Consider the following 14,759-nt stretch of genomic DNA (forward strand, 5'->3'; position numbering starts at 1 on the left):
GAGGTCCATGGTGGTTATAGTCGCTCGAATCCCCTGAAATCAAGGCTTCCAGCGCTTCTCTATCTGGCCCATCATCCCGGCTTTTCAATCCCTTTGTCTTGCCTCTGCCTTAACTTAACGACATTGAATGTCGAATGACGAATTTCAGGAGAGGAACGGATTCTCCAGCCGTTCGCGGCCAATAGTCGTGTCGTCACCGTGGCCCGGGAAGACACGGGTGGCGTCGGGAAGGGGGAACAGCTTCGTTTCGATGCCGCTGAGAAGCTGCTGCGTGGAGCCGCCGGGGAAGTCGGTGCGGCCAATCCCGTCGAGAAACAGCACGTCGCCGCCGAAGAGCAGGTTTTGCGTTTCAAGATGAAAGCACACGCTGTCTGGCGAATGGCCGGGCACATGGTAGAGCCGCCACGTTTCGCCGACGGTATCCAGCGTGTCCTTGCCTTCGAGCACTTCATCGACCTCAAATTCTGGCACGGAGAAGGCACTGCCTGTCATCGCCCCGTAGAGTCGCTCCAGGGTCAGATCGCGTGAAAAGGGCGCAAAGGCGTAGATACGACAGCCGTGCTGCGCTTTGACCGCAGCGGCATCCAGAACATGGTCGAAATGCTGGTGGGTAAGGAAAAGCACATCGACGCGCAGGTTTTGTTGCTTGAGCCAGCCTGCGATGCCATCGGGCGCATCCACCAGCACGTGGCCACCGGGCAGTTGGAGCAGGTAACCGTTCGTGGCGGCGATGCCGCCGGTATAGGTGAGGATTTCAGGCATGGGAACTGCGAAAGACGGGAAAGCGTTGGACTTTTCAACTCGGAAAAGGCAAAATCTCCAAGCAAATGTGGCCGCGAGGCTCGTTATAGTTCAGGACACCCCCATGAATCGATTCCTTCTCACCCCCGTCGCGGCAGCGGCCTCCGCCCTCGCGCTACTCATTCCCTCGGCGCAAGCGGAGACGAATTTCGGCCAGGTCGCCATGCACGTGGCCTACATGCTGCAGAACCACCATTACTCGAAGCAGGACTTCGACGACAAGGTGTCCGGTACCATGCTGCACAACTATCTGAACATGCTCGACTTCAAGCACATCTTCTTCACCGAGCAGGATGTGACGGGCTTCAAGGACAAGTACGACACCACGCTTGATGACCATGTGCTGATGCGGAACATCAGCCCCGCTCTGGAAATCTACGACATCTATAAGGAGCGTGTGAAAGACCGTGTCGCCTTCATCAAAAAGGCCATCGAGAACGAGAAGTTCACCTTCGACTCCAAGCGCAGTATCGAAATCAAGCGCGACAAAGCCCCGTGGCCGAAAGACAAAGCCGCGCAGGACCAGATCTGGCTCGACATCATTGAGGACAACCTCCTCGCCGAACGCCTCGTCGATGAAGCGCGTGTGCGTGATGAAAAGAAGAAGGCCGAGAAAGCCGCCGCTAAAAAAGCGGATGCATCTGCGTCTAATTCCAAGCCAGAAGCCAGCGGCGCAACGCCGGCGGTGGTGGAGGCACCGAAGGTCACCGCTCCTGAGAAGGCCGCCGCCCCTGACGCTCCGAAAGTCATCGCCAAAACCGATGCCAAGAAGGAAAAAGACGAGAAGGACATGACGCCCAAAGAACGTGTCCTCAAAGACTACGAGCGCCTGCTCGAAAGCATCGAGGAAAACGACAGCAAGGATGTCGTGAACTACTTCCTTTCCAGCCTCGCCACCGCGTATGACCCGCACACCGAGTACATGAGCACCGACGAGGCCGACAACTTCAAAATCCACATGTCGCACCAGCTCGTCGGCATCGGCGCACTGCTCGGCCAGAAGGACGACGGCGCAGAGATTCAGGGCATCGTCGTCGGTGGCCCGGCCGACAAGCAGGGCATCCTCAAGCTCAACGACCGCATCATCGCCGTCGCCCAGGGCGAAGAAGAATTTGTCGATGTGAAGTACCTCAAGCTGCAGAAGATCGTCGATATGATCCGCGGCGAGAAGGGCACCACCGTCCGCATCAAGATCGTTCCCGCCGACGATCCTTCTGGCAACAAAGTCATCGCCATCGTGCGCGATCAGGTGCCGCTCAAAGAAAAGCTCGCCAATGCCGAACTCCTCGTCACCCCGCCTGATCTCGGCAAGACTCTCAAAGTAGGCTGGATCAATCTCTCCAACTTCTACGCTGACATGGACAACGGCGCGGTCAGCACCACGGTGGACGTGGAGCGCCTGCTCCGCCGCCTCATGAAGGAAAAGATCGACGGCCTCGTCCTCGACCTGCGCGACAACGGCGGCGGCTCTCTGGATGAAGCCATCAAGCTCACCGGTCTCTTTGTTCCCGCTGGTCCCGTCGTGCAGGCCAAAGATTGGCGCGGCAGCATCTCCTGGCGCGACTGCGAAAACGAAAAGCCCGTTTATGACGGCCCCATGATAGTCCTCACCAACAAGGCCAGCGCTTCCGCCTCCGAAATTCTGGCCGCTGCCCTCCAGGACTATCGCCGCGCCCTCATCGTTGGTGACAAGTCCAGCTTCGGCAAAGGCACCGTGCAGACCATCCTGCCCGTTGAGCGCTACATGCCTTTCTTCAGCGACAAAAAGAACGCCGGAGACCTCAAGGTCACCATTCAGAAGTTCTACCGCATCGCCGGCGGTTCCACCCAGCTCAAAGGCGTTGAGGCAGACATCCCCCTCCCCTCGATCCGCGATGTCCTCGACATCGGCGAATCCGCCGCCGAAAACCCGCTGCCTTACGACACCATCCCGCCGCGCAAATACCCGCTGTTCCGCAAAGACCCGTTCCCCATTGAGGAAATCAACTCCCGTGTGAAAAGCCGCATCGCCGCCAATCCTGAGTTCCAGTACGTCGTGGACGAATCCAAGCGCCTCAAAGAAAAAATCGACCGCAACATCGTCACCCTGAACCTCCAGGACCGTGAGAAAGAGCGCATGGACACCGAAGTCCGTCGCGACAAGCAGAACGACGAACGCGAACAGCGCACCAAAGAAACCGCCGACCGCATCAAGGCCGCTGGCTTTATGACTTATCATCTGACGCTCGACAACGTGGACAAGCCCGACCTCGTGCCCGACTCCGCCTTCACTAAGGAAATGAACTCTGGCATGCGCACCGCCGCCAAGGATGATGACAATTCCAACGACGGCTCCAAATTCCCCTACGGCGTCGAACCCGTGAAACTGGAGACCATCCACATCCTCCGCGATCTCGTCGAACTTGACCATGCGCCCACCACGGCCGCCAAGACCGAAGAGAAAACCCAGGTCTCCGCCAAGCCCCAGGCCCAATAAGCAACCAGGTTGCTAGGATCGCCTTCAATTTGAACTGGCAGCGTCTTCTGCATGCAAGTCGGCATCATCACCGTCTCCGACCGTGCCAGTCAGGGTGTCTATGACGATCTCGGCGGCCCCGCGTTGCGTGAAGCCGCCGAAGGTTATGGCTGGAGCGTCAGTGCCGAGGCCATCGTGCCCGATGAACTGATGCGCATCCAGGACGCCATCCGTTCCTTCAGCGCTCAAGGCTGCGGCCTCATCCTCACCACCGGCGGCACTGGCGTCGCCGAGCGCGATGTCACCCCCGAGGCCATTCGTGCCATCATGCGCGTCGAGATTCCCGGCTTTGGCGAACTCATGCGCATGAAGTCGCTCGCCCTCACGCCCAACGCCATCCTCTCCCGCTGCCTGGCCGCCATCGTGGACCGCAGCCTCGTCATTGCTCTGCCCGGCAAGCCCCTGGGTGCCGTCGATTGCCTCGGATTTGTCCTTGGTGCCATCCCTCATACCGTCAAACTCGCGCAACGAGTGCCGACGAGTTGCTGAGGCGGAAAAGACCATGGAGGGGGGAGGAATGGAGAAATGGGTGTTGAGAGCTTCCCTCCAAAACTCCAGTACTCCATCACTCCGCTTTGTTTGCGCTGGACTTGCAGCCTATCTTTCGATTAAAACACATTCATCAGCCAAACCACCACCATGAAACGCATCCCTGTTTCCTCCCGTCGTCAGTTCCTCACGAAGTCCGCCGCCGCCATCGGTTTTCCGACCATCATTCCGGCCAGCGTGCTCGGTCAGAATGCTCCTTCCAACAAGATCACCATGGCCGTCTTCGGCTGGGGCATGATGGGGCCAGGCAACACCGCCAAATTCCTCCAGGAACAGGACTGCCAGATCGTCGCCGCCTGCGATATCCACCAAGGCAATCTCAAAAAAGCCCTCAACACCATCAATGGTGCCTACAAGAACACGGATTGCAAAGGCTACCACGACTACCGCGAGGTCATGGCCCGCAAGGACATCGACACCGTCATGCTCGCCCTGCCGGACAACTGGCACGCGCTCACCGCCATCGAAGCGGCAAAGAACGGCAAGGACATTTACGGTGAAAAGCCGCTCGCACGTACCATCGCCGAGCAGCAGGCCATCGTGAAAGCCGTGCAGAAGCACGGCCGCATCTGGCAGACCGGCTCCTGGCAGCGCAGCGAGAACAACTTCCGTATTGGGGCCGAAATTGTGCGCAACGGCCTCATTGGCAAGCTCAAGGAAGTGCATGTCGGCCTGCCTAGCGGTCACAACGACTTCGCCGGCACGAAAGACAAGCGTTCAGTGACACCACCGCCCGCCGAACTCGATTACGAGATGTGGATCGGCCCGGCGACGATGCAGGACTACATCGAGTGCCGCATTCACAAAAACTGGCGCTGGGACTACAACATCGGCGGCGGCCAGCTCCTCGACTGGATCGGCCACCATTGCGACATCGCCCATTGGGGCATGGACATGGACAGCAGCGGCCCGATTGAAGTGAACCCCAGCCAGGTGGACATGCCGCCGCGCACCGACATCTGGAACACCGCCACCAAGTATCGTGCCGAAGCCAAGTATGCTGGCGACATCACTATGACCATCGCCGGTGGTCACGCAGACATTGCCATGGGCACCAAATGGATCGGCACCGACGGCTGGGTGCATGTGAACCGTGGCAGCTACGATTCATCGAATCCCGAATTGAAGAAGGTCATCAAGAAACGTGAGAGCGACAAGCCGGACGCCAAAGTCATCGAGGCCGCCACTGCACCGAAACTCGGCGACGATGTGATCAAGACACGTCTCTACGAGACCAAGGGCCATCACCGCAACTTCCTGGACTGCGTGAAAAGCCGCCAACCTACTGTCACGCCCGTCGAAACCGCCCACCGCAGCGCCACGCCCGGTCATCTCGCCCTCATTTCCTTCCTGACTGGCCGATCTATCAAATGGGATCCGGTCAAAGAAGAAATCATCGGTGATGCTGACGCCAGCAAGCTGCTCGGTCGCGAGTATCGCGGCCCGTGGAAGCTCGAAGCGTAGCCATCTTCGCCAGAAGATGGAGGAACGTTCACCCAAGCACGCCAAATCCACTCTCTGGCGAGAGCGGCTACTCTGTAAGCTCCTCGGTCGCGAGTATCGCGGCCCGTGGAAGCTCGAAGCGTAGCCATCTTCGCCAGAAGATGGAGCAACGTTCACCCAAGCACGCCAGATCCACTCTCTGGCGAGAGTGGCTACGCGATCACATCGCCCAGTACATTCCCATGCACATCGGTGAGCCGCAGGTCGCGGCCGCTGAAGCGGTAGGTCAGTTGTTCGTGGTCGATGCCCATTTGATGGAGCACGGTGGCCCACATGTCATAGACGGTGCAGACGTTTTCGGTGGCGTTGTAGCCGAATTCATCGGTGGAGCCGTAAACGTGACCGCCTTTGATGCCGCCACCGGCCATCCAGACGGTGAAGCCGTAGGGGTTGTGGTCGCGGCCGTTGTTGCCTTGCGCGAAGGGCGTGCGGCCGAATTCGCCAGCCCAGACGAGCAGGGTGCTGTCGAGCAGGCCGCGTGAGCGAAGGTCTTTGATGAGCGCGGCGATGGGTTGGTCGATCTGGTTGGCCATCTTGCCGTGGCCTTCTTTGATAGCACCGTGGTGGTCCCATGGATTGGCTCCGTTGCCGCCGCCGAGGTTGTAGGCGAGCGTGCTGAGTTCGATGAAGCGCACACCGCGTTCGACTAAACGACGCGCAAGCAGGCACTGGCGTGCGTAGGCGGCTTTTTTCGGCTCGGGATCGTCGAGGCCGTAGAGTTTCTTCGTCGCCTCGGTTTCGCCGGAGATGTCGCAGAGGTCGGGCACGGCGGATTGCATGCGCCAGGCCATCTCGTAGTTCGAAATGGCGGCCTCGACGTGCATGTCGTGCTGCGTGGTGCTGGCGAAGCGTTTGTCCATCGCGCCGATGAAGTCGAGTTGTCGCCTCTGCATGTCCTGCGGCTGACGCGGACGGATGTTGGTGACGGCTTCGGCTTCATCGGCTTTCACGACGCTGGCCTGATGCTGCGCGGGCAGGAAGCCGTTGCTGAACAGTCCCACGCCGCCATGTGGAGTCGCTGCGCCGCCGCTTTGCAGCACGACGTAGCCGGGGAGATCGCGTGACTCGGTGCCGAGGCCGTAACTCGTCCAAGCTCCGGCACTGGGGAAGCCGAGGAAGGGAAAGCCGGTGTGCATGAAGAAATTCCCCTGCGCATGCTCGCTGAACTTCGCGGTCATGCTGCGGATCATGCAGAGGTCATCCGCCACGCCGCCGATCTGCGGGAAGAGATCGCTCACTTCAAGGCCCGACTGCCCGTAGCGTTTGAAGTCCCAGTGCGAAGGCTGGACAGTGCCGTTGTTGTTGAACTGCGTCTTTTTGACGGCTCCCGGCATCGGTTTGCCCTCGAACTTCTTGAGCATCGGCTTGTGATCGAACGAATCGACATGCGACGCCCCGCCGCTCATGTAGAGGAAGATGACGCTGCGTGCCTTCGGCGCGAAACGCTTGGCTCGATTCACGAGTGCGGCCTGGGATTCTTCCTGCATGAGACCAGCAAGAGCGGCCATGCCGAAGCCGGTGGAAGCGCGGGAGAGGAGGAGGCGGCGGCTGTAGCTTCGATTGGCAATCGAAGCCGCTAGGTGATTCGGATTCGACTGCCAGTCGAATCTACGAGAGGCGGATGCGGCGTTCATGAGCGGGGTAATTGAATGTTGCGGAAAACCGGTCCGAGAGGCATCATTACCCCATGCGCACCTGGAAAGACATCTGTGAAGACCCGACCTTGCGGGATTTGCCCTATAAGATTGAAACGAACCGCTATAACCAAATCGTCATGAGTCCTGCATCGAACTGGCACGGGGGTTATCAGTCGGACATCGCCCGAAAATTGGCGGAGATGTTGCCTAGTGGTCGTGTCATCACGGAATGTGCGGTGGAAACCAGTGACGGCATCAAAGTCCCTGACGTGGCCTGGGTATCGAAGGAGCGATTGGCACCGCATCGTCGTGCGTTCACGATGCCCATCTCGCCGGAGATTTGTGTCGAAGTCCGTTCCTATTCCAACAGCGTTGTCGAGATGATGGGCAAGATGCAGCTCTACTTTGCCCGTGGAGCCGAGGAAGTCTGGTTCTGTGACGAAGACGGGAAAATGACCTTCTACAGGCATGATGTGCCCGAGGTGACGAACTCGAAGCTCTGCCCGGACTTTCCGGTGAAGTTTGAGTGGTGAGGTTCCCTCGTGTGCGCGTGAGCGTCTTGGAGTGCTCCAGCCCTCTGGAGCTTTGCGGAGGCCTAGGGACATTCGAAAGCGCCGGAGGTCCGGCGCACTCCAGGACGCTGGCGCGATGTTTGGGAGTGCTTTCATCGAAGGTAGATGAACTCCTTCAGGTTGATCAGTGATTGCGCGAGGCTTGCCCAGGCTTGAAGCACAGGGTCCGTGCCAGCGGCGGTACTGCGAGTGGATTCGAGTGTCTTGGCGAGGAGATCGCGTTGCGATTGAAGGCGTGTGAGTTGAGTGCGCTGATCGGTTGAAAGTGTAGCGAGGATGTCGGCTTCGGATATAGTGCTGGATTCGATGCGGGCGGTCTTGGCGATTTCTTCGGGCGTCATAGCGCGGTCGTAGAGGCGGGCGCGGAAGATGCGACCGCTGAGGCCTTTGTTGCCGGAAGGAGAGCCGTGGCGGCAGCCGAGGAGGACTTGGCTGGCTTCGGTTTCAAAGACGGCGGCGGGGGCTTTGCGGTAGGTGCGACCGTAGGGTTTGCCATCGCGGTAGCCGCTGATGGTGCCATCGGGCTGATAGACGATGGCGATGTGGACGGGACGTGTGGCGGCTTCGGTTTCGGCGGGGCCTTCGAAGAGTTCGCTGCGCTCGAAGAAGTTGCTGCCAGCGACCCAATGCGCGGGCGTTTTTTCGGCAAAGACGATGGAATCGAAGAGCACGCCGTCTTTGCCCTGCACGGTAAACACGCCGCCGCCGCGCTGGGTGAGGTTGTCGAGCATGACCCATGCTTCGAGGGTCTTGGCGGTGAGTTTTTTCGGCAAGGAGCCGGATTTGGCCATGGATTTGCCATCGACAATGAGCGCGCCGTTTTCGACTCGGGCGGTGCCGACGAGTTCGAGGTTGAGGCGGCCTTGGGTGTCTTTGGCGTCGTGATCGAAGGTCCATTCGGCGAGTGGAGATGGGACGGATAGGACAGATGGGACGGATGGGCGGCCTGCGAGCAGTTTGGTGCGCGCAGGATCGAGGATGGCGGTGATCTGGTGGTTTAAGGCGGTGACTTTTCCCTCCTGCAGGGCGAGTTCGCGGGCTTGCACGCTGCTTTCCTGCTGAAGGGTGGCGAGGTAGGCGAGGCTTTGCTTCACTTCGTCGTCGCTGGCGTCGCGGGAGTAGGCTTGGCGGAACATTTGGCGAATGCGGAGATCGTCGGTGCGATTTTTGTCGTCGTTGATCATTCGAATGGCCCAACTGCGCGACCAGTCGATGACGCGGGCGTCATTGAGCAAGGTGAGTGATTGCGCGGGGACGTTGGTGGTGTCGCGTTTGCCGCGCGTGCTGAAGGGAACGGGCGAGTCGAAAGTGGTGAGGAAGGGATCGAGCGAGTTGCGGATGACTTTGACGTAGATGCTGCGGCGTGGATCGCCGTTGCCAACGGATTCGCCATAAAGCGTGGGATCGAGCTTGCCGGACAAAGTGAGGATGGAATCTCGAATCGCCTCCGCTTCGAGCCTGCGAATGCTCCAATGGCTCAGCAGCTTGTTCTCCGGGTCCTTCTGAGCACTAAGCACTGAGCACTGAGCACTTCTTTGAAACGCCTTCGATGACACCATGAGCTTCAGCATCGCCTTGATCGAGCCGCCGCTGTCGATGAAGCGCTGGGCGAGGAAGTCGAGCAACTCAGGGTGCGTGGGCAGATCGCCGAGCTTGCCGAAGTTGTCGGTGCTGGCAACGATGCCGCGGCCGAAGACGTGATGCCAAAGACGGTTCACGATGACGCGTGCGGTAAGCGGGTTGTGCTTCATGTCCGCCATGCGCTCGGCGAGTTCGAGGCGACCGCTGCCGCTGGTCTTGAAGGGCGTGGGATCGAGCGCATCAAGGAATCGGCGTGGGACGATCTCGGCGGGCTGTTTGTGATCGCCACGAACGAAGAGGGCGGCGTCTTTGGCATCGGCTTCGATCACGCCAGGGACGCGGGTGGGCGCGGGGAGAGTGGCTTCGAGGTCGCGGTAGCGTTTGAGGAGGTCGGCGGCGGGTTTGGTGGAGAGCTTGTTGGATTGGACGAGGGCGTTGAGGGCCTCGGCTTGGGAGCCGGTGAGGGTGTTGGACTTCCAGGCCTCCAAGAGCTGACGGGGCGTCGCGGAATGGGAATTCCGCGCTACAGCAGGCGGTGTTTTGTCCTTCGTGATGACGGCGTCGGTGAGGGCGAACCAGGAGCGGCCATCTTTGAACTCCGCAGGCATGTCTGCGGCGGTGGTGAGTTGCAGGAAGATCTCGTCGTCCTTCCAGAATTCGAGATCAAGCGAGCGCCAGCCGAGCTGCTCGTCCTTGGTGTCTTTGAGTTCGATGGCTTTGTGGATGGTGCCGGTGCGCGGGTAGTTTTGGACGACGTATTTGGCCTTCACACCGCCGTTTCCAGCGACGCGGAACCACAGCGTGCCTCCGGGATTTTTGAAGCGATCCGTGAAGAGCACGGCGCGGTCCTGCGTGGAGATGAGATCGGAGAAATAGCCGCTGGGGTAAATGCGGAGACCACCGTCGGTGATGGCGAATTCGCCTGGCTTTGAGTGAGGGAGGCCGTGGAAGATGAAGGCGGGTTTTGGGGAAGGATCGGTCTGATCGGTCTGATTGGACGGATCTTTTTGGGTGGTGAGCCAGTTTTTGATGAGGGTGGCTTTGATCTGCTCTTTGAGCTTGGTGAGTTCAGCGCGGATGGCGTCACCGGTGCCAGGGGCGTTCACGTCGATGACGGCGGGGTGGGTGCTGGTGAAGATGCCGTAGAGGGCGTAGAAGTCGGCCTGTGAGATGGCGTCGAACTTGTGGTTGTGACAGCGTGCACAGGAGACGGTGAGGGCCTGGAATGCCTTGGTGACGGTGTCGATCTGGTTGTCGGTGAAGGTGACCATTTCATCGAGCGAATCGACCGGTGAGAAGCCGTGGAGCACCATGCGGAGTTGAGCGATACCGATGGCGCTTTCGTTGAGGCCGTTGTTGAGGCGCGGCTTTGGCAGCAGATCACCGGCGATGGCTTCTTGGACGAGTTGCGGATAGGGCACGTCGTCATTGAAGGCGCGGATGAGGTAGTCGCGGTAACGGTAAGCGTAGGGGATGGCGGGGTCTCCCTCAGAGCCGTAGGACTCGGCGTAGCGCACCCAGTCCATGAAGTGGCGGGCCCATTTTTCGCCGAAGGCGGGGGAGTTTAACAAGCTGTCTAAATAGGACGAATAGGTCTTATACGACCTATTGGACTCATGGGGTGGAAGACCGGTGAGGACGTAGCTCACGCGACGGCGAAGCGTCTGCTCATCAGCGGACGGAGCGGGATGGATCTTTTGTCTGGCAAGCTCGGCGTCGAGGTAGTCATCGATGGTTTTCAGCTTTGAGTTTTCAGCTTTTATCTTTTGAAACGCCCACCACTGCTTGCGGCGTTCGAGGATGGCTTTCCAGTCGGTCTCTTTGGCGACTTGCTCCTTGGACGGAGCCACATCGCGTGGATCGGCGGCACCGTCGCGAATCCATTGCTCGAAGTCGGCGATGACCTGGTCGTCGAGCTTGGCACCGGCTTTGGGCATCTTGAGATCTTCGTGCTCGTGCTTGATGGTTTGAATCAGCAGTGATGCGTCTGGATTGCCGGGCTTGATGACATCACCGGACTCACCACCGGCCTGCCAGCCGGCACGGGAGTCGAGCAGCAGGCCGCCCTTCTTCTTCGTGGCGGCGCTGTGGCATTCGTAGCACTCCTGCGCGAGGATGGGGCGGATCTTCGATTCGAAGAACTCGATCTGCGCGGGCGTGGCATGGAGCAGCGGCGCGGTGAGCAGCGTGGCAAGAATGGGGCGAAACATGGATGAAAATAGACGCGGCTGGTCGCGTGAAGCTATCGCACGATTGCAATCTGTCAGGCCACGGCCATTCTCCGGCCACATGAGCCAGGAAACAGACCTCACACTGCTCGGAAGATCCGAAAACCGCCTGCCAGCGTCGCCCGATGTGGCGGTGCTGGAGACGTTCCCGAACCGCACGCCCGGACGCAATTACCGCATTCATCTCAGTGCGCCGGAGTTCAGCTCCATCTGCCCCGTGACGGGCCAGCCGGACTCGGCGCATCTTGAAATCCTCTACATTCCTGAAGCCACGTGCATCGAGACGAAGTCGCTCAAGTTCTACCTCGCCTCGTATCGCAATCACGCCTCGTTCAATGAGGCGATCGTCAATCGCGTGCTCGATGACATCGTCAAAGCCTGCGCACCGAAGCAAGTTGTGGTGCGTGGTAAATTTGGCGCGCGCGGGGGCATTCAGCTCACCTGCGAGGCGCGGCATCCGGACATCGACGAAACGCTGCGACTGCCGGAATGAAAACACTGGTGCTGCTCTCAGGCGGGATGGATTCCGTGACCGCGCTGTACTGGGCGCGGCAGGAACACGAGGTCGTCGGTGCGGTGAGCTTTGATTACGGTGCGAAGCACAATCACCGCGAGATTCCGCTGGCGGCGTGGCATTGCGCGCAAGCGGATGTGAGGCATGACATCATCGACCTCGACTTCGTGAACCGGCTGTTCGCCTCCGACTTGCTCAAGTCAGGCGGCGAAGTGCCGGATGGCCATTATACCGATGTAACGATGAAGAAGACGGTGGTGCCGTTTCGCAACGGCATCATGCTCGCCATCGCGTGTGGGATTGCGGAGAGTCGTGAGGCTGAAGCGCTGGTGATCGCGGCGCATGCGGGTGATCACACGATCTACCCCGACTGCCGCGAGCCGTTCATGCAGGGCATGGCCGCCGCGATGCGCGAGGGGACGTATGCGCGCATCGAACTGCTGCGCCCGTTCATCCATCTCGACAAAGCGGGCATCGCGAAGCTCGGCGCGGCGCTGGGAGTCGATTACGGCAAGACGTGGTCGTGCTACAAAGGCGGCGATTTGCACTGCGGGAAGTGCGGGACGTGCGTGGAGCGCATCGAGGCGTTTGCGCTCGCAGGATTGGATGATCCAACGGTTTACGACTGAGCAGCCGCCTTGGCGGCAAGAGCGGCGTTGAACGCCTGATGCGCTTCTGAAGCAAGACCTTGCTGCAGGGTGGCAAGCAGCGCGCCGCTGTCCTCGGCGATGAGGGCGGGCACGTTCAACCAGAGGCCGGGGAACGTGCGGCTGCGCAAAATGCCGTCCGCATCAGGTTCAAGACGAAGGTACTCGTCATCCTCCATGACCCACCAGTCCACGGCCTGATCACGCGTGCGCCAGACGAGGTATTCCTGCACGCGGGCACGGCGGTAGGTGGTGAATTTTTCACGGGTGTCCACGGACGCGCTGCTGGCGGCCACTTCGACCACGAGTTCGGCGGCACCGCAGAGATAGCCTTTGGCGTCCACCTTCGCCTGCCCGCCATACTGCGGCAGGAGGCGCAGCATGCCGTCGGGCTGGGGGATGTCGTCCGGTCCGAGACGATTCGTGGCATTGGTGCTGCTTTTCACACCACGGGTATGGGCGGCGTAGGTGAACAGCCAGCCTTGGGCCAAACTGTCAGGGTCGCCGTGTAGATCGATGCGGACTGGGGATGCCATAAGATAAACCACGCCTTGGATGAGTTCGGCCTTCTTCACCTCCGGCATCGCTTCGTAGCGGCGCAGGAATTCGGCGGCGGCAAGATGGTCGCCGTTTTCCAGCGGCGGAATCTCGTCTGGGAAGACGCGCTGCTGCGGCTTGGGGGCTTCGAGGACTGCTGGCGGCATGGCGAGAGATTACGCTCCGGCGTCTGGTTTGTCGATGCTGGCGTTCGGTGTCGTGCGCCTGCGGTGGGTGCGGACCATGTTCAAGTCCTTGAGCTTGCGCTGAAGGGTGCGGCGGCTCATGCCGAGCATCTCGGCGGCGACGGTGCGGTTATTGCCGCTGCGCTGGAGGGCTTGGAGAATGAGCTGGTGTTCGACTTCGGTGATGTCGAGGTCGCTCTTGGGCTTGATCGCAGGATCGGCGGGTGCTGCGGCGGTTTTGGCCTGATTCAACGATGGAACACGCAGGCCGATGCCGAGGCCATGAGGATTGAGCAGGTAGGACGGCAGGTGTTTGAGCATCACGCGGTTGCTATTGCTCATGACGACGCCGTGTTCGATGGCGGCGCGGAGTTCGCGGATGTTGCCGGGCCAGTCGTATTTCATCAGCGCGGGCATGGCATCTTCGCCGAGCGGCTTGTAGGCCTTGCCGTTGGCCTTGGCGAGTTCCTTGAGGAAATGTTCGGCCAGCACCGCGATGTCGCTCTTTCGGTCCCGCAGCGGCGGCAGTTGGAGCGTGACGACGCGCAACCGCCAGTAGAGGTCTTCGCGGAATTTGCCGTCCTCGACCATCTTCGCGAGGTCGCGGTTCGTGGCGGCAATGACGCGGACGTCGATCTGGATCGGCTTGCTGCTGCCGACGCGTTCGATGGTCTGCTCGCCGAGGGCGCGGAGCAGCTTCACCTGCGTGGAGGCGTCGATCTCGCCAATTTCATCAAGGAAGAGCGTGCCGCCGTTCGCCTGTTCGAAGCGGCCGATGCGGCGTTCTTGGGCACCCGTGAAGGCACCTTTTTCGTGGCCGAACAGCTCGCTTTCGAGGATCTGCGGCGAGAGGGCAGCGCAGTGGACGGAGACGATGTTCGCTTTCGGCCTTCCGCTGAGATTGTGAATGGCGCGGGCGACAAGTTCCTTGCCGGTGCCGCTTTCGCCTTCGATCAAGACGGTGGCGCGGGAAGGGGCAACCTGCTGGATCGTTTCGATGATCGGCTTCATCACCTCGGACTGGCCGAGGATGCCTTCGATGGAGAATTTGCGTTCGACCTGCTGCTTGAGAGCAATGTTTTCGCTTTCGAGGGTGCGGCTGCGGAGCGCTCGTTTGATGAGCAGTTCCACTTCATCCAGGTTCAGCGGCTTGGTGACGAAGTGATAAGCCCCACGGCGCATGGCCTCCACAGCGGTGTCCACGCTGCCGTAGGCGGTCATCATGATGCACACGGGTGGCTTCGGCAGTGCCAAGGCGGAGTCGAGGAGCTTCATGCCGTTGTCCTCGCCGAGACGGAGGTCAGTGAGCATGACGTCGATGCGGTCGTTGCTCAGGTATTCCATCGCCTCGGCGGCGTTGGCGGCGACGTAGCAGTCGAACTCATCCTCCAACGACAGGCGCAGGCCGTCGCGGGTGTGCTTTTCGTCATCGACGATGAGGACAGTGGCTTGGTCATTCATGAGTGAAGGAATGGCACAGGTAAGAGGAA

General features: G+C 60.2%; 11 protein-coding genes. 6 read left to right on the forward strand and 5 right to left on the reverse strand.

The window, feature by feature from the left end; all coding sequences use genetic code 11:
• Positions 1–144: 144 nt before the first annotated feature.
• Positions 145–762 (reverse strand): MBL fold metallo-hydrolase, encoded by a 618-nt coding sequence (locus tag ACKVY0_RS08030; protein ID WP_409214284.1) that lies wholly within the window; start codon positions 760–762, stop codon positions 145–147.
• Positions 763–865: 103 nt separating this feature from the next.
• On the opposite strand from ACKVY0_RS08030, the gene ACKVY0_RS08035 reads away from it, so the two are divergent.
• The 3 genes from ACKVY0_RS08035 (at position 866) to ACKVY0_RS08045 (ending at position 5,329) form a co-directional block, all read left to right on the forward strand.
• Complete coding sequence (locus ACKVY0_RS08035; RefSeq protein ID WP_409214285.1) at positions 866–3,277, forward strand: carboxy terminal-processing peptidase; 2,412 nt, start codon at positions 866–868, stop codon at positions 3,275–3,277.
• Positions 3,278–3,328: 51 nt separating this feature from the next.
• Positions 3,329–3,805, forward strand: coding sequence for a molybdenum cofactor biosynthesis protein B (locus ACKVY0_RS08040; RefSeq protein ID WP_409214286.1), 477 nt, complete (start codon positions 3,329–3,331; stop codon positions 3,803–3,805).
• A 150-nt stretch (positions 3,806–3,955) separates the two neighbouring features.
• Positions 3,956–5,329, forward strand: a complete 1,374-nt coding sequence (locus ACKVY0_RS08045) for a Gfo/Idh/MocA family protein (RefSeq protein WP_409214287.1) — start codon at positions 3,956–3,958, stop codon at positions 5,327–5,329.
• 191 nt (positions 5,330–5,520) lie between these two features.
• On the opposite strand, the gene ACKVY0_RS08050 is transcribed toward ACKVY0_RS08045, so the two are convergent.
• The gene (locus ACKVY0_RS08050) at positions 5,521–6,876 is read right to left on the reverse strand and encodes a DUF1501 domain-containing protein (RefSeq protein WP_409214414.1); all 1,356 of its coding nucleotides are present in this window, start codon (positions 6,874–6,876) and stop codon (positions 5,521–5,523) included.
• 179 nt (positions 6,877–7,055) lie between these two features.
• Here ACKVY0_RS08050 and ACKVY0_RS08055 point away from each other — a divergent pair, with 179 nt between their 5' ends.
• The gene (locus ACKVY0_RS08055; RefSeq protein WP_409214288.1) at positions 7,056–7,538 is read left to right on the forward strand and encodes a Uma2 family endonuclease; all 483 of its coding nucleotides are present in this window, start codon (positions 7,056–7,058) and stop codon (positions 7,536–7,538) included.
• A gap of 131 nt (positions 7,539–7,669) precedes the next feature.
• On the opposite strand, the gene ACKVY0_RS08060 is transcribed toward ACKVY0_RS08055, so the two are convergent.
• Positions 7,670–11,368 carry a DUF1553 domain-containing protein gene (locus ACKVY0_RS08060; RefSeq protein WP_409214289.1) on the reverse strand — a complete coding sequence of 1,233 codons (3,699 nt, stop codon included), beginning with the start codon at positions 11,366–11,368 and terminating at the stop codon, positions 7,670–7,672.
• Positions 11,369–11,447: 79 nt separating this feature from the next.
• Here ACKVY0_RS08060 and queF point away from each other — a divergent pair, with 79 nt between their 5' ends.
• Both queF and queC read left to right on the forward strand, forming a co-directional pair.
• Positions 11,448–11,879, forward strand: a complete 432-nt coding sequence (gene queF, locus ACKVY0_RS08065; RefSeq protein ID WP_409214290.1) for a preQ(1) synthase — start codon at positions 11,448–11,450, stop codon at positions 11,877–11,879.
• Complete coding sequence (gene queC / locus ACKVY0_RS08070; protein ID WP_409214291.1) at positions 11,876–12,529, forward strand: 7-cyano-7-deazaguanine synthase QueC; 654 nt, start codon at positions 11,876–11,878, stop codon at positions 12,527–12,529. Before queF ends, queC begins: the two co-directional genes overlap by 4 nt.
• On the opposite strand, the gene ACKVY0_RS08075 is transcribed toward queC, so the two are convergent.
• Positions 12,520–13,251: a Uma2 family endonuclease gene (locus ACKVY0_RS08075; RefSeq protein WP_409214292.1), complete on the reverse strand. Its 732-nt coding sequence runs from the start codon at positions 13,249–13,251 to the stop codon at positions 12,520–12,522. The genes queC and ACKVY0_RS08075 overlap by 10 nt on opposite strands.
• Before the next feature lie 9 nt (positions 13,252–13,260).
• Positions 13,261–14,730, reverse strand: coding sequence for a sigma-54-dependent transcriptional regulator (locus ACKVY0_RS08080; RefSeq protein WP_409214293.1), 1,470 nt, complete (start codon positions 14,728–14,730; stop codon positions 13,261–13,263).
• Positions 14,731–14,759 lie beyond the last annotated feature (29 nt).

This window comes from Prosthecobacter sp. (assembly GCF_046154365.1).
In the GTDB taxonomy this organism is placed as follows: Bacteria; Verrucomicrobiota; Verrucomicrobiia; order Verrucomicrobiales; family Verrucomicrobiaceae; genus Prosthecobacter.